The organism is Acidobacteriota bacterium (assembly GCA_016716715.1).
Lineage (GTDB): Bacteria > Acidobacteriota > Thermoanaerobaculia > UBA5066 > UBA5066 > Fen-183.
The window spans coordinates 278,341-301,482 of sequence record JADJVE010000002.1 but is presented as its reverse complement, the minus strand read 5'-3'; the positions used below and the strand labels follow the sequence as shown (position 1 = coordinate 301,482).

Genomic DNA, 23,142 nt, shown 5'->3' with positions numbered 1-23,142 from the left:
TCAGGGCCGCTGCGTCTTCGCGCCGGGCTCGCCGAGGACGAAGCCCGCCATCGCGTCCGCGACCTCCATCGCGGTGTCGCCGTCGGTGTTGCAGAGGACCGCGACCGCGAGGTCGTCGCCGGGGACGTATGCGGCCCACGCGTCGAACCCCGGAAGCCCGCCGCCGTGGAAGAGGCGGCGCCGCCCCGCGAACGTGTCGACGCCGACGCCGAATTCGTACGAGAACCGCCGAATCCACGCCGCGACGTCGGGAGCGGTTGAGAGGAGCGCTCCCGCCGCGTAGCCCTGCGTGAGGCTCACGTGCCAGGCGTTTTCGAAGCCGCCCGATTTCAATCGCGAATACCCGCGCGTGCGCGCCGGGACGAGCGCCGCGCCCTGCCCGTCGCGGGTTCCGGCGAGGCCGAGCGGGACGAGGAGCCTCTTCGTCACGAACGCGCCCCACGGCATTCCGGACGCCTTCTCGACGACGAGACCGAGGAGGACGTACCCCGAGTTGCTGTACCGGTACGCCGATCCCGGCGCGAAATCGGCGGGCTCGTTCGCGAAGATCGCGACGAGGTCCGCCGGCTCGATCTCCCGGCCCGCCTGAGCCCAGTAGCGCGGACCGAGGCTCGTCATGTTCCGGATGCCCGACGTGTGGTTCAGGAGCTGGCGCACGGTGGCGCTCCGGCCCGGCTCGGGGAAGGACGGGACGAACTTTCCGAGCGGGTCGTCGAGCGAGAGCTTCCCCTCGTCGGCGAGGGTCAGGACGGCTGCGGCCGTGAACGTCTTCGTGACCGATCCGATCGCGTACACCGAGCCGACGGCAGCGGGCACGCGGTTCTCGAGGTCGGCGAATCCGTACGCCCCGGAGGCGACGACGGCGCCGTCCTTCGTCACGACGAACGAGATGCCTGCGGTCCTTCCGTCCTTGACGGCAGCTTCGGCGATGCGGGCGAGGTCCGAAGAAAGAACCGAAGAGGAAGAGGGAGACTTCTTTGAAGGTGAAGAGGGGGAAGCCTTTGCAGCGGGCGGCCGCTGCGCTTCTTCGGCGCCGGCCGCCCGTGGCGCGACCCCGAGAAGCAGCGCGAGAAGCGCGGCGATCCGCGCGCCCGCGCTCGGGACCACTCGAAGAATCTTCCTCTTCCTCATCCTTCTATGATGAGCGCATGGCGGGGCGCACGACAACGGCATTCGCATTCGTGTTTCTCGCGGCCGCGTCCGCGGCCGCGCAGCGCGTCGAGGAGCGATTCTCCGAGCGCGCGAGCTCGAGCATTCTCCTCGTCTACGACGGCCAGCGGCTCGAGCCCGGCGTCGAGCGCTCGCTCCTCACGGCGCTCGAGCGCGCGTACGCGGACCTCGTGCAGAGCCTCGGGTCGGCTCCGCCCCGCAAGGTCGAGGTCGTCGTCTACGCCGAGCGCGACTGGCGGCTCGCGACGCAGGCGCCCGACTGGTCGGGCGGACTCTTCGACGGGAAGGTCCGCGTCCCGGCGCAGGGGCTCACGGGCGTCACGCCGCAGCTCATGGCCGTTCTCAAGCACGAGATGACGCACGCGTTCGTCGCCGCCCGGACGAACGGGCGCGCCCCCGTCTGGCTCCACGAGGGCCTCGCCCAGGTCGAGGAGGGCAAGACGTCCGGTCCCTACGCGGCCGCGCTCCTCGACGCGTGGAGGCGTGAGAAGACGTTCGGCCTCCCGTCGCTCGAGGGGTCCTTCCGGCGCTTCTCGACCGGGCAGGTGCGGACGAGCTACGTCGTGGCGCTCGCCGCGGTCGAGATGCTGCGCGACACGCGCGGGCCGGGCGCGATCGGCCACCTGCTCGACCACATCGGAGAGGGAACGCCCGCCGAGGAGGCGATGCGCGAGACCGTGCGCGGCGACTACCCGCGCGTGGAGTCGGATCTCGCCGACTGGCTCGAGCGCCGCGCGCGCTGAGGAATCAGGCCGTGGCGGCGGGGCGCGGACCGCGCCCGCGGCGGCGGCGCTTGCGGCGCGCGGGGCCGGCGTCCGCGGCGAGCGGCCCGGGCTCGGGCGGCGGCACGAGGGCGTCGGGGAACGGGGTCCCGTGCAGGACGCGCGTCCCGGCCCCGCGCGAGACGACCTCCTCCCACGCGGCGGCGGCCTCGCGGTAGCGGTTCGTCGCCTTGGCGTAGAGGGAGAGCAGCGTGACCGCGGCGGGGAAGTACGGGCGGCCCACGATGCGGCGCGCGGCGGGGTCGGCCGGGCGCGTCGACGCGAGGCGCCCCATCGTGTAGAGCGCCTGCTTGAGCGTGTGCGTCGTGTGGTTCGGGAGCGACATCCGGATCGCGAGCGGGTTCACGGCGTCCTCGAGGACGAGGAGGATCTGCTCGGGCCCCGCGTTCGCGCCCGGGCGCCCGCGCCGCCGGACGGCCGCGAGGACGACGGGGAGGAAGAGCACGCCGAGCAGCGCCGCGTCGTCGAGCCGCTCGCCGCCCGCGGTGCGGGCGTCCGCCTCGTGCAGCATCGCCCAGAATGCGTCCTTCGCCGGGCTTTCGGGCGCGTGCACGCCCGCCTCGCCGTCCACCTCGGGCAGAAGCGCGCCGAAGAGGCCGGTTCCCGACCAGAGGCGGTAGGTGTCGTGCCCCCAGCCGCGGCGGAGCGGATCGAGAAGCTCCTCGGTGACGCGCGGGGCCGCGCTCTTCGTCACCTCGCGCCGAAGCTCGTCGATCGCGGCGCGCAGGTCGGGCGCCATCTCGAAGGAAAGGCGCGCCGCGAATTCGCACGCCCGGAGCATGCGCACGGGGTCCTCGCGGAACCGGATGAGCGGGTCGCCGATCGTGCGCACGACGCGGGCGCCGAGGTCGTCGACGCCGCCGACGTAATCGAGGACGGCGTAGGTCGCGATGTCGTAGAAGAGCCCGTTGATCGTGAAGTCGCGGCGAACCGCGTCCTCCTCGGGCGCCCCGAAGATGTTGTCCGAGCGGATCAGGAGATCCTCGTCCCCCTCCTGCCCCTGTTCGCCCTGCACGGCGTCGGGCGTCTTGCGGAACGTGGACACCTCGACGAACTTGCCCCCCTCGAAGAGGATGTGGACGAGGCGGAAGCGCCGCCCGATCACGCGCGAGTTCCGGAACAGGCGCCGGACCTCCTGCGGCTTCGCGTCCGTGCCGACGTCGAAGTCCTTGGGGGTGCGGCCCGTCATGAGGTCGCGCACCGAGCCGCCCACGAGATACGCCTTGAAGCCGGCGCGATGCAGCCGGTAGAGCACCCGAAGAGCGTCGGGATCGATGTATCCGCGCGAAATGGGGTGCTCGGCGCGAGGGAGGATGCGGGGAACGGTCATCCCGCGGGCTGCCGGAACGACATCCCCTGCATTGTAACGGTTTCGAAGCGGACCGAAAAATGGAACACTTCCCGGCGTGAGAGGTCGGATCGGGCGGGCCGGCGAGCGGCGACGGCGGCCGCCGCAGGCTCTCGTGTGGCTCATCCTCGGCGGCGTCGCCGCTTCGCGCTTCTTCGCGATCGCCGCCTCGCCGGGGGAGATCGACGAGGCCGTCTTCGCGGGCGCCGTGACGCACTTCGACCTTTTCGACCTCTCGCCGCAGGCGCCCGGCTTTCCGGTGTGGATCCTCCTCGGACGCGCGTTCCTGCCGCTCTGCGTGACGCCTTTCAACGCCCTCGCGACGGCGTCGACGATTCTCGCCGCCGCCGGGTTCTTCGCGCTGTGGACCTGGGGCTGCCGCACCGTGGGCGGGTGGGCGGCGCTGTCGGGCGTCGTGTTCGCGGCCGCGCTTCCCGTCGTCTGGGTGAACGGCGGCCGCGCGTTCTCGGACACCCCGGCCACGGCGTTCTTTCTCGGCGCGCTCGCGTGCCTCGCGCTCGCCGACGAGCGCCGATCGCCGAACCAGACGCGCTGGCGCGAGATGATCGCCGCGCGCCGCGCGCGCCTGCTGTGCATCGCGGCGGGACTCCTCGCCGCGGCCGGGGCGGGCGTGCGGCCGCACCTCGTCCTCGCGTTCGGACCGGCGCTCCTTCTCTGGATGGGCCGCCTCGCCACCCGGTGGGACCGCCGCGACGCCGTGCTCTCGTTCCTCGGGGCCGGAGCCGCCGGGACGGCCGCCTGGACCGCCTGGCTCTTCGCCCAGGCGGGCGGCTGGGCCGGGCTCGTGGCGTCCGTTACCGAGCGCGCGGGTTTTCGCGCGCACGCCTTCGCGACCGGCACGTTCGGAACGTTCGCGGACTCGTTCCTCGTGCGCGACTTCCTCTCGCCGCGGCGCGCGGCAGCCGTGTTTCTCGTCGCGGCGATCGGGCTCGTCGCGCTCTTCCTCAGGCGGCGCCGGGGCGTCGTGGACCTCGTCGTGATCCTCGTGCCGACGTTTCTGTCGCTCTGGTTCCTGCACAGCCGCGCCATGTCCCGCTACTCGGTCCCGTTCGCCGTCGTGCTCGCGCTCGCGGTGGGCGCGGGGCTGGAGGGCGTCCTCCGGAAGGGGCCGCTCGCGTTCGGTGCGGCGCTGCTCGGAGCGGGCCTCTACGCCCGCGAAGCGTGGCCCGACGTCGTGGCGAGCGCGCACGAGGAGACCCCGCCGATCGCGGCGATCCGGACGCTCGAGCGCTGGGTCCACCCGGGCCGCGAGACGATCGTCGCGGACGAGGATTTCCATTCCTTCCTCCGGACCGAGCGGTGGGAGGGCCGGCTCGTCGCGTGGGGCTACACCGACGCGGAGATCGCCTCGGCGCCGCGCCAGACGAACAAGCGCCTCGTGCGTCTCGCGGACTTCACGGCCGAGCCCGAGCCGCCGGACCGCCGCGACCCGCTCTGGAAGACGTGGCTGCGCGGCGGCCGTGTGGCCGAGATGCTCGGCAACCGGCGCCTCCTCGTCGTCGCCGTCCGCGACCCCGCGCCACCGCTCTTCGGTCCCGGCTTCGGGCCGAAGGAAAGCGCGCCCGGGAAGCCCTCGTTCCGGTGGGCCGGGCCGTCCGCGCGCCTCATCGTCGCGCAGGATCAGGGCCCGCTCTCCGCGACGCTGTCGGGCGAGCGGCCGGGCGGGGGAGGCCCGGCGACGCTCACCGTTTCGGAAGCGGGCTCGGGGAGGGTCCTCGTCTCGCGTGTCGTCGAGCCCGGGCCGTTCGACATGACGATCCTCGACCGTCCCGTCTTCGGGCCGATGCCCGGGCCGGCGGAGTACGTGATCACCTGCGACCGGCCCGTGGACCTTCCGCCCGCTCCCGGCGCGGCGCGGCCCGCGAAGGGCTGCTTCACGTTCCTCGAGTCCACGTTCTCGCGTCCTCCCGAGCACGCGTGGATGCGGCAGGGCGGGCGCCTCGTCGCGGACCTCGGGGCGCCGGACGACGGGCGGTACGACCCGGACGGCTTCTGGCCGCGCGAGAAGATCGCGGACACGGGCCTCGACCTCCGCTGGACGAAAGGCTCCGCCTCTCTCGCCTGGGCCCCGCAGCCCGGCTTCACGCCGGCGCGCGTCGTGCTGCGTGCGCGCGCCGTCGCGGCGCCGAAGGACGTCGCGATCTACGTGAACGGGGTCTTCGCGGCCGCGGTGCGCGTGGGGACGGGCCTCGCCGAGGTCTCGGCGCCGCTCGCGCCGGTTGCGGCCGGCTTCCTCTCGGGCCTCGAGTGCGCGCGGATCGAGATCCACGCGGCCACGGAGGTCCCGAAGGCGCTCGGAAAGGGCGACGACGCCCGCACCCTCGGCGTCGCGGTCGACCGCATCGCGTTCGAGTAGAGATTCGGAGGAGGATTCTGCAGCGCTTCGCGCTGGAAGAAGAAGATCAGGATTTCTTAGAAGGTGAAGAGGTTCGGAAATCCCGGAAAACGGAGGCGAACGCGGCTGCGAAGAGCGCCACGCCGAGCAGCGCCCACACGGCCTGCGCGTCTCCCCCTCCTAACCTTTCAAAGAAATTCTCTCTCCCCGGTCCCCCTATCAAGCCAAAAAACAGCACAGCCCCCGACCACAGGAGCAGCAGGAACCGCATCTTGTGTGCGATGCGGCGGCGGATTTCGGGGAAGAAGACGAGGACGAGCGGCGCTCCCACCAGGAGGATCAGGAGCGCCGCGCGCTTCACGTCAGTTCGTGCGTCCGGCCGTCAGGTGCGAGTTCTTGCGGCTGTAGGCGAAGAAGATCACGAGGCCGATCGCGAGCCAGATCACGAGGCGGGCCCAGGTGTGCCAGCCGAGGTTCGTCATGAGGTAGAGGCAGAAAACGGCCCCGAGGATCGGGACGGCGGGCACGAACGGCGTCCGGAACGGACGGTGGGCGTCCGGGTTCGTGCGCCGGAGGATGATGACCGCCAGGCAGACGATCACGAACGCGAGGAGCGTCCCGATGTTCACCATCTGGCCGAGGTCGTCGATCGGCGTGAAGGCCCCGAGGAGCGCGCAGACGCAGCCGACGATCCACGTCATCTTGAAGGGCGTCCGGAACTTCGTGTGGATCTCGCCGAAGACCTTCGTCGGGAGGAGGCCGTCGCGCGACATCGCGAAGAAGACGCGCGTCTGGCCGAGGAGCATGACGAGCATGACGGACGTCAGGCCCGCGAGCGCGCCACCCGTGATGAGGAAGACCGCCCAGCCGAGCCCGTAGCTCTCGAAGGCCTGCGCGATGGGCGCCTTGAGGTCGATCTTCGACCAGTGGACCATGCCCGTCAGAACGAGCGCGACCGCGATGTAGAGGACGGTGCAGACGGCGAGCGAACCGATGATCCCGAAGGGCATGTCCTTCTGGGGGTTCTTGGCCTCCTGCGCCGTCGTCGAGATCGCGTCGAAGCCGATGTACGCGAAGAAGATGTACGCGGCTCCCGAGGCGATGCCCGCGAAGCCGTTCGGCGCGAAGTCGGACCAGCCCGTGCCCCAGTTCGCGGCCTTCACGAAGAACGCGCCCACGATGATGACCATCACGACGACGGCCGTTTTCGTGGCGACGATGCCGGCGTTGAACTTCGCCGACTCCTGGATGCCCCGCGCGAGGACGGCCGTCACGAGGAGGACGGCGCCGAGCGCGAGCAGATTGAAGACGATCGGGATGCCCGCGATCGACGGCGGGGCCGGCCAGGGGTGCCCCTCCGCGAGCGCAGCCGCGGCGCCGCGGCTGTAGGTGATCCAGTCGTTCGTCATCCACTCCGGCAAGTGGATCCCGAACAGTTTCAGGAATTTCACGCAGTAGCCGGACCACCCGACCGACACGGTTGCGGCGCCCATCATGTATTCGAGGACGAGGTCCCACCCGATGATCCACGCGAAGAGCTCGCCGAGCGTCGCGTATGCGTAGGTGTACGCCGAGCCCGCGAGCGGGATCATCGACGCGAACTCCGCGTAGCAGAGTCCCGCGAAGACGCACGCGATGCCGGCGAGGACGAACGACAGGGCGAGCGCGGGGCCGGCGCCGAGGATCTTCACGGTGCCGTCCGGGTTGAGGGAACCGTGGGCGCCGATCCCCGTCATGACGAAGATGCCGGCGCCGATGATCGCGCCGATGCCGATCGCCACGAGCGACCAGCGCCCGAGCGCGCGCTTGAGACTGTGCTCGCCCTCTTCGGAGCCTTCCGCGAGCAGCTGCGCGACGGACTTCGTCGCGAACAGGGAATTCTGGGCCACGTGTCGACCTCCTCTTCCCGATCTTGAGTGGTACGGAACGTCCGGACGATAACACCATAGAATCCGTCTCAGAGGATCCGCATGACCGTTCCGCCGACACCCGTGCTGCCGCCGTCCGCGATCGCCGAGGAGTACCGCACGGAGGTCAAGTCCTACGGGGCGAAGACCCAGATCCACGGCGTCAAGGTCCACCGCGTGCCGCGCTTCGTGGACGACCGGGGCTTCTTCCAGGAGATCTACCGCGCGAAGGCCGACCACCCCGGGAGCGAGGCGCTCGCCGACTTTTTCAAGGACGTTCCCGTCGCGCAGATCAACTTCACGATCGTGAACGCGGAGAACCACGTCAAGGGGCTGCACTACCACCTCAAGCAGGAGGACGTGTGGTACTGCCCGCACCCGTACAAGGCGAAGTTCGTCCTCTTCGACGTCCGGAAGGACTCGCCGACGTACGGCGCGACGCAGGTCCTCGTCGCGGGCGACGGGCAGGACCTGCTCGTGCGCATCCCCGAGGGCGTCGCCCACGGCTACCGCCCCCTCACGAATCCGTGCGCGCTCTTCTACATCGTGACGCGCACGTTCGACGTCAAGGACCCCGACGAATGGCGCATCGCGTGGGACCACCCCGCGGTGAAGGACCTCTGGGACGTCCCGAACGGCTGAAATGGAATCCCGCAGGGGATTTCTTAGGAAGGGTCTGCTGGGGACGGCGCTGCTCGCGCTCGGCGGCGGTGCCTTCCTTGCATTTCGAAGAACTCTCCGCGCGGCGAAGCCGCGCGCCGCTCTTTCTGTTCTCTCCCCCGACGAGTACGCGATCTTCGCGGCCGTCGCCGCGCGCATCGTCGCGGTGGACGGGGATTCGCCGGCGACCGACGCCGTGGACGTCGCGGGCCGCGCGGACGACGCGATGGCGCAATGGCCGGACTCCGTGCAGGTCGAGTTCCGGCGGCTCCTGCGTCTCTTCGAGAACGCGCTGACGGGCGCCGTGACGCGGACGGGCTACGAGACGTTCACGGCCTCGCGCGAACGCCGACAGGACGAGCGCCTCGCGGCGTGGGCCGGATCGCGCGTCGCGGTCTTCCGGTCCGGCTACCAGGCGATGAAGCGCCTCGCGTGCGCGTGCTACTACGCGGCGCCCGAGAGCTGGCCCGCGACCGGGTACCCCGGGCCGCCCGAACTGCCCTTTGGAGAGATCGAGTGAAGCTCCTCGCGGCGGACCGCCCGATCGCGAACCTCATGCGCGGGCGCGAGATCGGCTCGAATCTCGTGCTCTCGGCCGACGTCTGCGTGGTGGGCTCCGGCCCGGGCGGCGCGATCGCCGCCGCGCGCCTCGCGGCGGCGGGCGCGCGCGTGATCCTCCTCGAGGAGGGCGGCTCGTTCACGCGGAAGGCCGACTTCCACATGCAGGAGGCCGAGGCCTACCCGAAGCTCTATCAGGACCACGGCAACCGCGCGACGGACGACCTCTCGATCACGATCCTGCAGGGGCGCGGCGTCGGGGGCGGCACCCTCGTGAACTGGACGACGTGCTTCCGCACCCCGGAGGCGACCCTCGCTCTCTGGCGCGAGCGCCACGGGCTCTCCGACTTCACCGCGGAGCGCTTCGGCCCGCACTGGGACGAGGTCGAGAAGCGCCTCAACGTCCACGTGGTCGACGCCGCGGAGGTCAACGACAACAACGCCGTGCTCATGGAGGGCGCGAAGAAGCTCGGGATCGGGACCGAGCTCCTGAGGCGAAACGTCGTGTCGTGCCTGCAGACGGGCGCCTGCGGGATGGGCTGCCCGACGAATGCCAAGCGCGGGATGGCCCTGACGTACCTGCCCGACGCGGCCGAGCGGGGCGCGCGCGTGTATGCGGACTGCCGCGCCGTGCGCCTCGTCCTCGACGCGCGCAAGGAGCGCGTCACGGCCGTGGAGGCCGAGGTCCTCGACCCCGCGACGGATCGGCCCACGGGCCGGCGCGTGACGGTCTCGGCCGCGCGGTTCGTCGTCGCGGGCGGCGCGATCAACTCGCCCGCTCTTCTCCTGCGCTCGGGGCTGCCGGATCCCCATGGACGCGTCGGCAAGCGGACGTTTCTCCACCCGGTCGTCGCGACGATCGCTCTCTTCGACCGGCGCATCGACCCCTACTACGGCGCGCCGCAGTCCGTCGCCTCGCACGCCTTCATCGAGAGACCGGGCCGGACCGGCTTTTTCCTCGAGGTGCCGCCCCTCCACCCGATGCTCGCCTCGCTCGCGCTCTCGGGATTCGGCGCGGCGCACCGCGAGGGCATGAAGCTCCTCTCCAGGACGAACGCCGTCATCGCGCTCCTGCGCGACGGCTTCCTGCCGGACGACGAGGGAGGGACGGTGTCCCTCCGGGAAGGCGGAAAGCGTTTGTCGATTCGCTACCCGCTCGGGGAGACCCACGCGGAGGCGATGCGCGAGGCGATGAAGGTCTCGGCACGCATCCAGCTCGCCGCCGGCGCGCGCGAGGTCCGGACGCTGCACAAGGACCCCGTGGTGGTCCGCGGGGAGCGCGACCTCCGATTCATCGACGAGCGGCCCTTCGGACCGAATCTCCTCGGCGTCTTCACGGCGCACCAGATGGGCGGTTGCGCCGCAGGGGCGGACCCGAAGGCCTCCGTCGTGGACGGAAACCTCCGCCACCACCATCTCGCGAACCTCTGGGTCTTCGACGGCTCCGTCTTCCCGACGTCGCTCGGCGTCAACCCGCAGCTCTCGATCCTCGGCATCGTCGCGGCGTCGGCCGAGCGAATGATCGCGACCGGCTGAAGCGGCCCGAGCCGCCTAGCGCTTTTCGCGCACCGTGAGGACGGGAACCGGGCAGAGGCGGACGACGCGCTCGGCCGTCGACCCGATCAGGAGCTTCTCGAACGCGTTGCGCCCGTGCGTTCCGAGGACGACGAGCGAGGCCTTCGCCCTCCTCGCGGAGTCGATGATCGCGTCGGACGGCCGGCCCCAGAGAAACTCGCTGGAGGCGTCGACGCCGCGCTTCTCGGCCGAGGCGACGGCGGCGGCGAGACGCTTCTCAGTGGCGGCTTCCCAGTCTTTCTGCGTCGAGACGTCGAGGTAAGGGAGGGCGCCGGCGACGTCGAACGCCTGCACGGGCTCGACGAGGACGTGCACGACGTGGACCTTCGCGCCCTGCGAGGACGCCAGCGACACCGCGAACGAGAGGGCGCGCGCCGCGCACACGGAGAAGTCCGTGCCGACGACGATCGTCTTGAGAAGGGGCGGGGACTTCTTTCCGGCCATGGCGTGCCTCCCTCAGGGCCGCCAGCGCGCCTTGAGCGCGGCGACGGCGGTGTCGATCTCCGCGGAGGAGGGCTTCAGAGGGAAGGCCTCCCCGCGGACGTACCGGGCCTCGCCGTCGACGTACGTGGCGGCGACGTGGGACCGGTCCATGCTGTACACGATAGGCCCGTAGGGATCCTCGCGCCACGAGACGGGGCCGGCGAAGCCCGAGAGCGGGTCGAGGAGCACGAAGTCGGCCCGGCGGCCCGTCTCGAGCGTTCCGGCGTTCAGGCCGAGCGCCTCGGCGCCCTCGGCCGTCGCCATCCGCACGACGTCCCACGCCGGGAGCGCCGCGGGCCCGAGCCGCACCTTCGGCAGGAGGGCCGCCAGACGCATCTCCGTGAAGGCGTCGAGCCGGTCGTTGCAGGGCGCGCCGTCGGCGCCGAGCGTGACGCGGATGCCCTGCGCGCGGTACTCGGGCACGGGGCAGATGCCGGAGCCGAGCTTGAGGTTCGAAGACGGGCAGTGCGCGACCGTCGTTCCGCGCGCCGCGAGGAGCGTGCGTTCCTCGGCGTCGGTGTGGATGACGTGCGCGAGGACGACGTGCGCGCCGGAAATGCCGGCGTCGTCGAGGTAGCGGACGTTGCGCCGGCCCGTGCGCTGCGCGACGAGGGCGATCTCGTCGAGGTTCTCCGAGGCGTGCGTGTGGACGAGGAAGCCCTCCGCCTTCGCGCGCTCGCCGACCTCGCGCAGGAGCCGGTCCGTGCACGAGACGGCGAACCGCGGGCAGAACGCGACCCGCAGCCGGCCGCCGTTCCCCCCGTGCCAGGCCTTCGCGAGTCGCTCGGTCTCCGCGAGGGCCGCGCGTGTGTCGCGGAAGAGGCCGGCAGGATTCGTTCCGGGGTCGTCCATGAGGACGTTGCCGGTCGTGACGCGCACGCCCGAGGCCGCCGCGGCGCGGAAGACCGCGTCCGTGTGGTAGGCCGTCGCCATGTCGAGGACGGACGTCGTCCCGCCCGACAGGAGCTCGGCGAGGCCGAGGCGCGCCGAGACCTCCAGCGTCGCGTCGTCGTGCGCGGCCTCGCCCGGCCAGACGTGCGTCGAGAGCCACGGGAGGAGCGGGAGGCCGTCAGGACCGTTGCGCAGCAGCGTCTGGCAGAGGTGGACGTGCGTCTGGACGAAGCCGGGCAGGACCCACATTCCCTTCGCGTTCAACCTCTCGACCGGCCGCCCCGCGGCCTCGTAAGAGCGGGCGCGCGTCTGGGCCTCGGCGTCGCGCGCCGCGATGGCCCCGTCCTCGATGAAGAGCGCGCCGTCCCGGACGACGTCCGCGGGGCGCGTCATCCCGATCACGAGGGCGTTCTCGACGAGGAGGGGCGTCATGGCAGCCCGCCATTATCCAACGGGGGACCCTTCAAACGAGCAGAGCCCCTTCGTGGACGAGCAGCCACCGCTTGCGGGGGAGGCCGCCGCCGTACCCCGTGAGGCTTCCGTCCGAGCCGATGACGCGGTGGCAGGGGATGACGATCGAGACGGGATTCGCGCCGTTCGCGGCCGCCACCGCGCGCGTCGCGGACGGACGGCCGATCTCTCGCGCGAGGCGGGCGTACGACCACGTCGACCCGGCGGGGATGCGGCGCAGGGCCGTCCACACGAGCTGCTGGAAGGGCGTGCCTCCGGTGTCGACCTCTATGGAATCGAGAGCGCGGAGGTCGCCGGCGAAGTAACGCCTCAAGGCGGCAGCCGAGGCGCCGCCGCGGGGAGATTCTTCGAAGGTAATTCTCCCGAACCTCCGGGCCAGGGCGCCCCTCGTGGGTTTCCAATGGTCCTCGAAGACGAGTGCGACGAGGGACTCGTCGCGCATTGCGAGGACGACCGCGCCAACGGGCGTCGGGATCTTTGTCATTCGAAGAAAATCCGAAATCACGCGCCCCCTTTCGTCCCCGTGTTGTCCGCGAGCGACGCCCACAGGTGCAGGGTCGCGTACGCGCGGTAGGGGCGCCAGCGCTCGGCGCGGGCCGCGATCCGGCTCTTCTTCACGCCGGCGCGTTCCATCGCCTTGACGAGGCCGAGGTCGCCCTCGGGGAACGCGTCGCCCTCGCCGAACGCCCGCAGCGCGACGACGTGCGCCGTCCAGGGCCCGAACCCGGGCAGCGCCGTGAGGCGCTCCTCGAAATCCTCGAGGCCTTTCGGCGCCGCGAGGGTGAACGAGCCGTCTGCGACGGCGCGGGCGAAGGCCTTCAAGGCCGCGGCGCGGGCGCGGGGAAGGCCGACGCTCGCGACGTCCGCTTCGGCGACGGCGGCGGGGGACGGGAAGACGTGCGTGAGCCCGGGGCGCGCGAGGCGCTTCGGCAACGGGCGCCCGCAGAGCGCCACGAGCCGTCCCGCGAGAGTGCGCGCGCCCGCGACGGAGATCTGCTGGCCGAGGACTGCGCGAACGGCGACCTCGAACGGGTCCCACGCCCCCGGCACGCGCAGCCCCGGCCGCCGCTCGACGAGCGGCGCGAGGAGCGGGTCGCGCGAGAGGACTCGCGCGATCGCGCGGGGGTTCGCGGAGAGGTCGAAGAGGCGCGAAACACGCGACTGCAGATCATCGGGTTTCGCCCAAAGAGGGAATTCCAATGAAAGTGAATGCGACCGTCCTCGGCGCCGGAGCGCGACTTGCAGCGTCCCGGCGCGCCCCGCCTGCGTGAATGCCCTTTCATAGGAATTCTCTTCGACTCTCTCCACCCCCGCGAGCGAGCGCGCCGCGAAGAAGGCCATGAGCCCCTCTCCGTCGAACGGAGAAGACACGCGAATGGCAGTGGTCACGGAGCGGACGGCTCGGGCGGGGCGGGGGAGTCCGGGAGGTCCGCCGCGGGCGCGCCGCCGAGGCCGAGGCGGTCGGCGATCGGGACCTGCGCCGCGAGGACGAGGGCGACGAGGTCCGGGAGCGGCGCCCCCCACTCCTCGGCGCCGCGCGTGACGTACGTGCGGTCGACGGAGCGCGCGAAGGACTTCTCCTTCAGGCGTTTGAGGACCGACTCGACCGGGACGTCCGCGATCTTCTTGCTGGGGCGGATAAGCGCGCAGGCGCCGCAGAAGCCCGTGAGCTCGTCGGCGGCGAGGATCGCCTTCTCCATCGGCGTCTCGCGCGGGATGTTCGTGTAGAAAGCGTGGCCGCCGATCGCCTTGATGAGCGGCTCGGGCCAGCCGCGCTCGCGGAGGATCTCCATGCCGCGCCAGACGTGGTCCTCTTCCGTCGGGAACTTCTCGTAATCGAAGTCGTGGAGCATTCCGACGAGGCCCCACGTTTCGATCTCGGCGGGGTCCGCGACGCCTTTCGAGCGCGCGAGGGCGCGCATGGTCGCCTCGACCGCGAGCGCATGGCGGCGAAGGGGCTGCGAGGCGGTGAATTCCGTCAGGAGGGTCCAAGCGTCGGAGCGGGTCTTCATGGGCGGGAGTTTAGAGATACAGGGAGACGGGGGACCGGGAGATTCCTCTGAAGGTGAATGGCGTCCCGGCGCGCCGGGACCTATGTTTCGGTCGGCGGCCCGCCCGCGCGCCGGGGACTCTTTCACTTTCTAAGAAAATTCGGACTGATTTATCGGATAAGCGGTCTCATGCACATAGACGAGTGCAAAGTGCCCGTTTTGGGTTGACTTTCTGGCGCATTGAACGGATTCTCCGCGCGGCGTGAGCCGAAATCAGACGAAAACAGGGGGAACCACATGGCACTGAAGGCAGCCGAAATCCTGAAGATCTGCGACAAGGAAGGCGTCCGTTTCCTGCGTCTGCAGTTCACGGACATCCTCGGAATCATCAAGAACGTCGAGGTGCCGCGCTCGCAGTTCGAGAAGGCCCTCGAGGGCGAGATCCAGTTCGACGGGTCCTCGATCGAGGGCTTCACGCGGATCGAGGAGTCGGACATGGGCCTCGTGCCCGACCTCGACACGTTCCGCATCTTCCCGTGGTCGCACCCGAACGGGAAGGTCGCGCGCCTCGTCTGCGACGTCATCACGCCCGACGGCAAGGCGTTCGCGGGCTGCCCGCGCCAGACGCTCAAGCGCCAGGTCGAGAAGGCCAAGGCCATGGGCTACACGCTCATGACCGGCCCCGAGGCCGAGTTCTTCCTGTTCACGCGCGACGCGAACGGCGACCCCGTCGTCGACACGCACGACCAGGGCGGCTACTTCGACCTGACGCCCGTGGATCGCGGCGAGGAGGCACGGCGCGACATCGTCGTCGCGCTCGAGGCGATGGGATTCGAGGTCGAGGCGGCGCACCACGAGGTCGCCCCCGGCCAGCACGAGATCGACTTCAAGTACGGCGACGCCGTCACGACGGCCGACCAGGTGGCGACGTTCAAGCTCATCGTGAAGAAGGTGGCGCTCGACCACGGCCTCCACGCGACGTTCATGCCGAAGCCGATCTTCGGCGTCAACGGGTCGGGCATGCACGTCCACCAGTCGCTCATCACGGGCTCGGGCGCGTCCATGAAGAACGCGTTCTTCGACCCGAAGGCGAAGTACCAGCTCTCCGGCCTCGCCATGAACTACATCGGCGGCATCCTCAAGCACGCGCGCGCCATCGCCGCGATCACGAACCCGCTCGTGAACTCCTACAAGCGCCTCGTGCCCGGCTACGAGGCTCCCGTCAACGTGGCCTGGTCCGAACGCAACCGCTCGCCGATGGTCCGCATCCCCGCCCGGCGCGGGATGGGAACGCGCTGCGAGGTCCGCATGCCGGACCCGGCGTGCAACCCGTACCTCGCCTTCACGGTCATGCTCGCGGCCGGCCTCGACGGCGTCAAGAACAAGCTGGAGGCGGGCGAGCCCGTGAACCAGAACATCTTCGAGATGTCGGCGCGCGAGAAGAAGCGCCTCAAGATCGACGTCCTTCCGGGCAGCCTCGCCGAGGCGCTCGACTGCCTCGAGAAGGACGACCTGCTCAAGAACGCGCTCGGCGAGCACATCTACGAGAAGTTCGTCGAGGCCAAGCGCTCGGAGTGGCAGCAGTACATCGCCCAGGTCCACGGCTGGGAAGTGGACCGCTACCTGCTCGCGTACTGACGACGAAACGGGGGGAACCGGCCGCGGTTCCCCCCGATTTCCTCAGAGCCCGAGCTTGGTCCGGGCCGCCGCGAGGATGGCCGCCGCCGCCGCGGGCAGGCCGAGAGCCAGCGGGCTGAGGACGAGGTCGTAACCCGCGGGGTCTTCGATCTCGCGCTGGAATGCCTGCCGCACGAACGTGCGCTGCGCGGCGTCGCTTTCCGCGACGCGCCGGCGTGCCTCGGATACGGCGATGCCTTGCGTCCGAGCGAGGGCTTCGGCGCGCTCGGCAGGCGTGCCGACGGCGCGGACCCTCAGGCCGCCAGCCGGATTGAGGACGAAGTTTGCGCCACGGCCGACGACGACCGCCTTGCCTTCGCGGCCGATCCTCTGGATCACGTGCCGCAGCCCGACGAGGACGGACGCCTGGCCTGGATCGTCTTGCAGGATGAACGGAACGATGTATTCGCCCACCGCGCGGACGCCCTTCTCGTCGAACCGCTCGAGGGCGAATGCGTCGTTGTGCATCTCCTCGGCGACGGCCGAGAGGATCTCGCGGTCGTAGACGCGCCAGCCGAGCGCCTCGCCGAGGAGCCGGGCGAGGTCGCCGCCCCCGGAGCCCAGCTCCCTCGAGAGCGCGATCCACGGCCCCTCCGCCACGGCAGGGCGGGGCGTCTCGAGCTCCGAGAGGCGGCGGACTTCCCGGAAATGGCCCTGGCGGTCGGCGAGTCCGGCGGCGGGAAGGTGGGAAATCATGGCGGACCTCCCTCGCCCCGAATCTAGGGCCCCGCCCGGGCCCGCGCATCCCCCGTGAGGACGGTCAGGCGGGCAGGACGACGAGCTCGGGCGGCCGGACGGACAGCGTCTGGCACCCGTCCGCCGTCGCGAGGACGTCGTCCTCGATCCTCACGCCGAGCTTCCCGGGCAGGTAGACGCCGGGCTCGAGCGTGCAGACGTTGCCCGCGACGAGCGGAGCGCGGTTGCCCTGCACCAGATACGGGGCCTCGTGGCCGTCCATCCCGAGGCCGTGCCCGAGACGATGCGTGAAAAACGCGCCGTAGCCGGCGTCCTCGATCACCTTGCGGGCCGAGCGGTCGACGTCTTCGGGGATTGCCCCCGCGCGGAACGCGGCGAACGCCGCGCGCTGGGCGGCGTCGACCGCCGCGTAGACCTTCCGCACCTCGTCCGACGCGGAGCCGAAGGCGACAGTCCGCGTGATGTCGGAGGTGTACCCGCGGACGCGGCAGCCGCCGTCGATCAGGACGACGTCGCCCTTTGCGAGGCGCGCGTCGCCGGGTCCGCCGTGGGGCAGCGCGGCGGATGCGCCGAACTGTACGAGCGCACCGCCCCGCACGCCGAGGCGGCGCAGCTCGCCGGACAGGATCTCGCCGACCCCGCGCTCCGTCATGCCCGCCGCGAGCCGCGCGTGCGTGGCCGCAATCGCGGCGACCATGCGCGAGGCGGCGTCCTTCAGGATCGCCGTCTCGGCATCGGACTTGACGGCGCGCAGGCCGTCGAAGAGCCCCGCAGCGTCCACGAGGCGCGCGCCCGTCGCGTCGCGCAGCCGCGAGGCCGTGTGGAAGTCGGTCGTCCCCTCGACGCCGATGCGCCTCGCGCCGGACAGGAGCGTCGCGAGCAGCTTGATCGGGTCTTCGTGCTCCTGCCAGACGGCCGTCCGGTCGACGACCGCATCGCGGCGGACGCGCTCGTCCTCGAAGAACGGGGTCACGAACGCGGACGGGACCTTCGGGCGGAGGACGAGCGCCATGAGCCGCTCGCTGCGCCCGGGATCGGTGCCGCAGAGCCAGGCCATGCTCGTCGACGGCACGGCGACGAGCGCATCGAGGCCGGCGGACTTCGCGGCGGCGAGCGCGCGCTCCTGCCTTTCGCGGTACGTCTCGCGGGGAAACTCGGGCGGGAGCGGCGGAGCGGCCGCACCCGCAGGCGCCGGCGCCGGGCCGTCCGCGAAGGCCGGGAGGAGGGGCGCAGCCGCGAACGCGGAGCCGGAGGCGAGGAAGCGGCGGCGGGAGAAGGCGCGACTCATCGGCGGGAGACTAGCCGATCCGCAGGCGGCCTCAGATCTCGACCTGGATCCCGAACTCGATCGCCCGCGCGGGCGGGATCCGGTAGAACGCGGCCGCGCGGGCCTCGTTGCGGCGCATCCACGAGAAGAGGCGCTCGCGCCAGCGCGCCATCCCGCTCTCGCGCTCCGTCGAGATGATCGAGTCCTTCCCGAGTACGTAGCTGATCGTGTCCGGGTCGAGAGGCCTTCCGGCGAGGACGAGCCCTTTCAGGCCTTCGGGCACGTCGGGGTCCTCCATGAAGCCCCACCTCAGCACGACCCGGAAGAAGCCCTCGCCGAGATCCGTGACATGCCGTCGTTCCGACGGTGGGACGCGCGGGACGTCGGCGGTCTCGACCGTGAGAAGGATGACCGGATCGTGCAGTGCGCGGTTGTGCTGCCAGTTCAGGTACAGAGCCGGCGGCACGAGGTCGTGGAATCGCTCCATGTAAACCGCGGGGTGGCCGAGGCGCGGCGGCTTGTTGCGCCGGACGTCCAGGATGTGCTCCTCCACGGGCCTCGCGAACGCCGAGGACGTCCTGCGCAGCGCCTCGACGAGGACGCGCTGGCCCTGTTTCCACGTCGCCATGAGCGCGTAGATCCCCGCGCCGAGAAGAAGCGGGATCCAGCCTCCGTGCCACAGCTTCGCGAGGTTCGCGCCGAAGAACGCCCCTTCCGCCGCGAGGAAGACGGCGGCGAAGAGGACGACCTTCCAGCGCGCCACGTGCCAGCCCGCCGCGAGAAGCACGGTGAAGAGGAGCGTCGTGAGCAGCATGGTGGCGGTGACGGCCACGCCGTAAGCGCCCGCGAGCCGGCTCGACGAGCCGAAGGAGACGACGAAGAAGACGCAGCCCACGAGCAGCGCCGAATTCATCGCGGGGAGGTAGATCTGCCCGCGTTCGGTCGCCGACGTGTGGAGAACCTGCAGGCGGGGGAGGAAGCGGAGCTGGACGGCCTGGTGCGTGAGAGAGAAGACGCCGGAGATGAGCGCCTGGGACGCGATTGTCGTCGCGGCCGTCGCGAGCGCGACCATCGGGAGAATCGCCCACGGCGGAACCATCGCGAAGAGCGGGTTCTCGAGGGCGGCCGGCTCGCGCAGGAGGAGCGCGCCCTGGCCGAAGTAGTTGAGGAGAAGCGCGGGCAGAACGAGCGTGAACCATGCGATGCGGATCGGCCGCGCACCGAAATGCCCCATGTCGGCGTAGACGGCTTCGCCGCCCGTCACGACGAGGACGACCGATCCGAGGACGAGGAACCCCTTCATCCCGTTGTGCGCGAAGAAACGAACCGCGTGCGAGGGGTCGACGGCGAGCAGGACGCCGGGCGCCCGCAGGATCTCGCGCACGCCGAGGACCGCGAGCGTCCCGAACCACACGAGCATGACGGGGCCGAAGAACGTCCCGATCCGGCCCGTTCCCTTCCTCTGGACCGAGAAAAGGACGACGAGGACGGCGACGGCGAACGGCACGACGAGGGGAGCGAGCGCCGGGCTGCGCGCCTTCAGGCCCTCGGCGGCCGAGAGGACCGAGATGGCCGGCGTGATGAGACCGTCGCCGTACAGAAGGGCCGCGCCGAAGAGGCCGAGCACGATGACCACGCGCCGGCGCGGATCGTCCTTCTGGAGACAGCGGCTGACGAGCGTCATGAGGGCGAGGATGCCGCCCTCTCCTTCGTTGTCGGCCCTGAGAACGATTACGACGTACTTGACCGCCACGAGAAGGACGAGCGACCAGACGATGAGCGAAAGGACGCCGAGGACGTTCTCCGGGTTCAAGGCGAGGCCGTGCTCGGCGGGGCTCAGCGATTCACGCAGCGCGTAGAGCGGGCTCGTGCCGATGTCACCGTACACGACGCCCAGCGCGCCGAGGGACAGCACCGCCAGGCGCGAGCGCGGTCCGCTTTGCGATCCGGTCACGCGACGAACATAGCATCGCCGTAGCTGAAGAAGCGGTAGCCGGCCCGGACCGCCTCCCGATACGCGGCGAGCACGCGCTCCCGCCCCGCGAAGGCGGAGAGGAGCATCAGGAGCGTGGAGCGTGGGAGGTGGAAGTTCGTGAGGAGCGCGTCGACGACGCGGAACTCCGCGCCCGGCACGAGGAAGAGGTCCGTCTCGAACGCGCCGGGCGCGACGCGCCCCCGGTGGAGGCGGGCCGAGGCCTCGAGCGTCCGGACGCTCGTCGTGCCGACCGCGACGACGCGCCGGCCCTCGTCCTTCGCGCGGTTCACGGCGGCGGCGGTGTCCTCCGGAATGAAGGCCCGCTCGAAGTCCATCCGGTGATCCTCCACGCGGTCGGACTTCACGGGCTTGAACGTCCCGAGCCCGACGTGGAGCGTCACGCGGGCGATCGTCACGCCGCGCGCAGCGGTCTCGGCGAGCATGGACTCCGTGAAATGCAGGCCCGCCGTCGGCGCCGCGATCGCGCCGGGCTCGCGCGCGAAGACGGTCTGGTAGTCGAGACGGTCCTGCGCGTCGGCGACGCCGTTCGGGCGGTGGATGTACGGCGGCAGGGGAGCGGAGCCGATCGACTGCAGGGAAAGAAGGAGATCTTCTTTGCTCCCGTGCTTCGTGAACCGCAGCGTGTAAAGGCCGCCTTCGACGCTCCGGGATTCCAGCTCCGCCGTCCAATCACCTTCGAAGGAAAACTTCCTCCCGGCCTTCACCCGCCTCCCCGGCTTCGCGAGACAGCGCCAAAGCTCGGGACCACTCGAAGAATCTTCTCTCTGGACGAGCAGGAACTCCGTCCTTCGCCCTTTCTCGTCGGTGCCAAAGATCCGCGCGGGGATGACCTTCGTGTCGTTGAGGACGAGGACGTCGCCGGCGCCGAGCAGGCCCGGGAGATCCGCGACCGACCCGTGGGCGAACGCGCCCGACGCCCGGTCGAGCGTCATGAGGCGAGCGGTGCCGCGTGGGGCAGGGCGCTGGGCGATGGCCTCGGGCGGGAGCTCGAAGTCGAATTCGGCGACGTCCACGGCGCCGCCGAGGGTACACTTTCGCGTGCGGAATCGAGCGAGCGCGCCCGTTCTTCTCTACGCCCTGCTCGCCGTCCTCGTCATTCCCGTTTTCCCGCACTTCCTGTCGCCGAACGAGATGTCGCGCTGGGCCTTCGCGGCCTCTCTCGTCGAGCACCGGACGCCCGAAGTCTCCGGCGTCCTCCCGCTCCTCGGCCCGGCTTTCGAGGACGTGTCGGAGAAGGACGGCCGCGTCTACTCGAACAAGGCGCCCGGTGCCGCGCTCGTCGCGCTGCCGGGATACCTCGCGGCACGCCCGTTCGCGGGCCCGCCTTCGGCGGGATCCCTGCGGCTCTCGCTGACGCTCATGCGGCTCGTGGCGGCCACGCTGCCCGCGATCCTTCTCGCACTGGTTCTTGCGGGTGCGGCCGTGCGCCTCGGCGCGACGCCGGCCCGGGCCCGCTTCGCCGCGGCGGTCCTCGTCTTCGCGACGCCGCTCTTTGCGTACGGCCTGCTCTTCTTCTCCCACGCGCTGGTCGCGGCGTGCCTCTTCGGGGCGTGGGCGGCTTTCTTCGTGACGGGCTCCGGCTCGCCTGGGCGCCGCGACGTCCTGGGAGGCGCGCTCCTCGGCCTCGCCGTTCTTTCGGAGTACCCGGCGGCGATCCCGGCGGCGGTCCTCGTCCTGTGCGCAGCGGCGGTGTCGCCGAGGCGCCTCCTCGCGATTGCGGCCGGTGGAGCGCCCCCGGCCCTGATCCTCGCCGCCTACGACGCGGTGTGCTTCGGCAGTCCGTTCGCGCTCTCGTCCGGCTTCGAGCGCGCGACGGTTTTCCGGGGTCTCGCCGCCTCGGGCCTGTTCGGCATCGGTCTGCCGTCGCCCTCCGTGCTCCTCCGGCTCCTCCTCGATCCGTCGAAAGGGCTCCTCGTCTTCGTTCCGCTCCTCGTTCTGTGGCCCTGGGCGTTCCCGGCCGCGCGCGGCCGCGTCTCTCGGGAGGGCGGTCTGGCGCTCGCCCTCGTTCCGCTCTCGCTCCTCGTTCTCTACGCGGGCTACCCGAACTGGCACGGCGGCTTCACGGTCGGGCCGCGCTACCTCGTCGCGGCGCTGCCGTTTCTCGTCTTCCCGCTCGCATTCCGTGAGGGCGGCCCGCTGGAGGCGGGCCTCGCGGGCGCGTCGGTCCTCGCGTGCGCCGGAACGACGCTGGCGTTTCCGTTCGTCCCTCCAGGCTTCGCTCTCCCCTGGGGAGGAACGTTCGGAGGGGATTTCTATGGAAAGGGGCTCGGGGTGCCGAACCTCTTTCACCTCGTCCCGGCGGTGCGCGGGGTGGCGTTCGTTGCGCCCCTTCTCCTCGTCCTCGCGGCTGCGGCGGCCCTCTTCTCCCTTCATTCGAGGAAACGCGCCGCTGCGTTTTGTGCCGGCGTGACGATCGCGGCTGTGGCGGCTCTGGTGGCGCCTCGTCTCTGGCCTCTTTCTCCCTCCCTCGTTCTCCAGCGCGCGTACGTCGCGGACGTCTACTTCGGCCGCCGTGGTGCGCTCGAGGAGGCGATCGTGGCGACCGGCGCGCCGCAGCCGCGTCTCCTGGCGCGCCGCGAGCGCGAACTCGCGCTCCCGCCCGCACCGTGGCCGTTCTGAGCGCCGTTGACGCGGAGTGGACGCGTTGGTAGTGTCCGCCCGCCCATGGGAGAGGCCGCGGGGACCTACCGCAAAGTTCGCCTGCTCGACGCCGTCGGGATGGCGCGGGCGATTTCGCGCATGTCGCACGAGGTCGTCGAGGCCGAAGGGGGCACCGAGGGCTTCGTCCTCATCGGAATCCGGACGCGCGGCGTCCCGCTCGCGAAGCGCCTCGCCTCCGAGATCGAGCGCACCGAGGGCGTGAAGATCCCGGTCGGTCTGCTCGACATCACCCTCTACCGCGACGATCTGACGACCGTCGCGTCCTCGCCGGTCCTCAAGAAGACCGAGATCCCGTTCAAGGTCGAGGGGCGGAACGTGATCCTGTGCGACGACGTGCTCTTCACCGGGCGGACGGTGCGGGCCGCCATGGACGCGATCCTGGATTTCGGGCGCCCGCGCAAGATTCTCCTGGCGGTCCTCATGGACCGGGGCCGCCGTGAGCTGCCGATCGAGGCCCAGTACGTCGGCAAGCGGATCGCGACCTCCGCGACCGAGATCGTCTCCGTGACGTTCAGGGAGACGGACGGGGAGGACGACGTGTGGCTCCTCGACCGCGAGGCCGCGAAGCCGCTGCCGAAAGCCTCCCCGAAAGCGGCGCCCGCGAAGACTCCGTCGGCCCGCCGGCGACCGAGGAAGAAGTAGGAGCCCGGGCG

At 70.9% G+C, this 23,142-nt stretch carries 21 protein-coding genes; 8 read left to right on the top strand and 13 right to left on the bottom strand.

Translation table 11 applies throughout. The annotated features are described in order from the left end of the window. Positions 1–1,131, bottom strand: coding sequence for a beta-lactamase family protein (locus IPL89_03890; GenBank protein ID MBK9062325.1), 1,131 nt, complete (start codon positions 1,129–1,131; stop codon positions 1–3). 17 nt (positions 1,132–1,148) lie between these two features. Here IPL89_03890 and IPL89_03885 point away from each other — a divergent pair, with 17 nt between their 5' ends. Continuing rightward, on the top strand, positions 1,149–1,913 hold the full coding sequence (locus tag IPL89_03885) for a hypothetical protein (protein ID MBK9062324.1): 765 nt from the start codon (positions 1,149–1,151) through the stop codon (positions 1,911–1,913). Positions 1,914–1,917: 4 nt separating this feature from the next. Here the strand turns inward: IPL89_03885 and pcnB are convergent, their stop codons facing one another. Continuing rightward, a complete protein-coding gene (gene pcnB / locus IPL89_03880) occupies positions 1,918–3,282 on the bottom strand; it encodes a polynucleotide adenylyltransferase PcnB (GenBank protein MBK9062323.1) in 1,365 nt (454 codons plus the stop codon). Positions 3,283–3,358: 76 nt separating this feature from the next. Here pcnB and IPL89_03875 point away from each other — a divergent pair, with 76 nt between their 5' ends. Next, positions 3,359–5,677 carry a hypothetical protein gene (locus IPL89_03875; GenBank protein ID MBK9062322.1) on the top strand — a complete coding sequence of 773 codons (2,319 nt, stop codon included), beginning with the start codon at positions 3,359–3,361 and terminating at the stop codon, positions 5,675–5,677. 46 nt (positions 5,678–5,723) lie between these two features. On the opposite strand, the gene IPL89_03870 is transcribed toward IPL89_03875, so the two are convergent. After that, positions 5,724–6,017 carry a hypothetical protein gene (locus tag IPL89_03870; protein MBK9062321.1) on the bottom strand — a complete coding sequence of 98 codons (294 nt, stop codon included), beginning with the start codon at positions 6,015–6,017 and terminating at the stop codon, positions 5,724–5,726. Between the two features lies 1 nt (position 6,018). After that, on the bottom strand, positions 6,019–7,545 hold the full coding sequence (locus tag IPL89_03865; GenBank protein MBK9062320.1) for an amino acid permease: 1,527 nt from the start codon (positions 7,543–7,545) through the stop codon (positions 6,019–6,021). A gap of 81 nt (positions 7,546–7,626) precedes the next feature. Here IPL89_03865 and IPL89_03860 point away from each other — a divergent pair, with 81 nt between their 5' ends. From IPL89_03860 to IPL89_03850, 3 genes are read left to right on the top strand one after another with little or no spacing between them, the layout of a single operon-like run. Then, positions 7,627–8,205: a dTDP-4-dehydrorhamnose 3,5-epimerase family protein gene (locus tag IPL89_03860; GenBank protein MBK9062319.1), complete on the top strand. Its 579-nt coding sequence runs from the start codon at positions 7,627–7,629 to the stop codon at positions 8,203–8,205. Position 8,206: 1 nt separating this feature from the next. Further along, the gene (locus IPL89_03855) at positions 8,207–8,743 is read left to right on the top strand and encodes a gluconate 2-dehydrogenase subunit 3 family protein (protein ID MBK9062318.1); all 537 of its coding nucleotides are present in this window, start codon (positions 8,207–8,209) and stop codon (positions 8,741–8,743) included. Then, positions 8,740–10,317, top strand: a complete 1,578-nt coding sequence (locus tag IPL89_03850) for a GMC family oxidoreductase (protein ID MBK9062317.1) — start codon at positions 8,740–8,742, stop codon at positions 10,315–10,317. The genes IPL89_03855 and IPL89_03850 overlap by 4 nt, the downstream gene beginning before the upstream one ends. 15 nt (positions 10,318–10,332) lie before the next feature. Here the strand turns inward: IPL89_03850 and IPL89_03845 are convergent, their stop codons facing one another. The 5 genes from IPL89_03845 to IPL89_03825 are packed head-to-tail and all read right to left on the bottom strand — an operon-like array spanning position 10,333 to position 14,213. Then, a complete protein-coding gene (locus IPL89_03845) occupies positions 10,333–10,800 on the bottom strand; it encodes a universal stress protein (protein ID MBK9062316.1) in 468 nt (155 codons plus the stop codon). Positions 10,801–10,812: 12 nt separating this feature from the next. Then, the gene (locus tag IPL89_03840; GenBank protein MBK9062315.1) at positions 10,813–12,162 is read right to left on the bottom strand and encodes an amidohydrolase family protein; all 1,350 of its coding nucleotides are present in this window, start codon (positions 12,160–12,162) and stop codon (positions 10,813–10,815) included. A gap of 31 nt (positions 12,163–12,193) precedes the next feature. After that, entirely contained in the window at positions 12,194–12,643 is a 450-nt protein-coding gene (locus IPL89_03835) for a methylated-DNA--[protein]-cysteine S-methyltransferase (protein ID MBK9062314.1), read from the bottom strand. A 59-nt stretch (positions 12,644–12,702) separates the two neighbouring features. Continuing rightward, positions 12,703–13,590, bottom strand: coding sequence for a DNA-3-methyladenine glycosylase 2 family protein (locus IPL89_03830; GenBank protein ID MBK9062313.1), 888 nt, complete (start codon positions 13,588–13,590; stop codon positions 12,703–12,705). Then, positions 13,587–14,213, bottom strand: coding sequence for an HDIG domain-containing protein (locus IPL89_03825; protein ID MBK9062312.1), 627 nt, complete (start codon positions 14,211–14,213; stop codon positions 13,587–13,589). Before IPL89_03825 ends, IPL89_03830 begins: the two co-directional genes overlap by 4 nt. 276 nt (positions 14,214–14,489) lie before the next feature. Between IPL89_03825 and glnA the strand changes: the two genes are divergently transcribed. Then, positions 14,490–15,830, top strand: a complete 1,341-nt coding sequence (gene glnA / locus IPL89_03820; protein MBK9062311.1) for a type I glutamate--ammonia ligase — start codon at positions 14,490–14,492, stop codon at positions 15,828–15,830. 42 nt (positions 15,831–15,872) lie between these two features. Here glnA and IPL89_03815 read toward each other — a convergent pair whose 3' ends face one another. The 4 genes from IPL89_03815 to queA form a co-directional block, all read right to left on the bottom strand. Beyond that, positions 15,873–16,565, bottom strand: coding sequence for a cytidylate kinase-like family protein (locus IPL89_03815; GenBank protein ID MBK9062310.1), 693 nt, complete (start codon positions 16,563–16,565; stop codon positions 15,873–15,875). Positions 16,566–16,629: 64 nt separating this feature from the next. Continuing rightward, entirely contained in the window at positions 16,630–17,853 is a 1,224-nt protein-coding gene (locus IPL89_03810; protein ID MBK9062309.1) for an aminopeptidase P family protein, read from the bottom strand. 31 nt (positions 17,854–17,884) lie between these two features. Next, positions 17,885–19,747 carry a KUP/HAK/KT family potassium transporter gene (locus IPL89_03805; protein ID MBK9062308.1) on the bottom strand — a complete coding sequence of 621 codons (1,863 nt, stop codon included), beginning with the start codon at positions 19,745–19,747 and terminating at the stop codon, positions 17,885–17,887. Between the two features lie 35 nt (positions 19,748–19,782). Further along, on the bottom strand, positions 19,783–20,841 hold the full coding sequence (queA, locus tag IPL89_03800; GenBank protein ID MBK9062307.1) for a tRNA preQ1(34) S-adenosylmethionine ribosyltransferase-isomerase QueA: 1,059 nt from the start codon (positions 20,839–20,841) through the stop codon (positions 19,783–19,785). 25 nt (positions 20,842–20,866) lie between these two features. Here queA and IPL89_03795 point away from each other — a divergent pair, with 25 nt between their 5' ends. Both IPL89_03795 and pyrR read left to right on the top strand, forming a co-directional pair. Next, on the top strand, positions 20,867–22,447 hold the full coding sequence (locus IPL89_03795) for a hypothetical protein (protein MBK9062306.1): 1,581 nt from the start codon (positions 20,867–20,869) through the stop codon (positions 22,445–22,447). Between the two features lie 45 nt (positions 22,448–22,492). Further along, positions 22,493–23,131, top strand: a complete 639-nt coding sequence (pyrR, locus tag IPL89_03790; protein MBK9062305.1) for a bifunctional pyr operon transcriptional regulator/uracil phosphoribosyltransferase PyrR — start codon at positions 22,493–22,495, stop codon at positions 23,129–23,131. Positions 23,132–23,142: the final 11 nt, after the last annotated feature.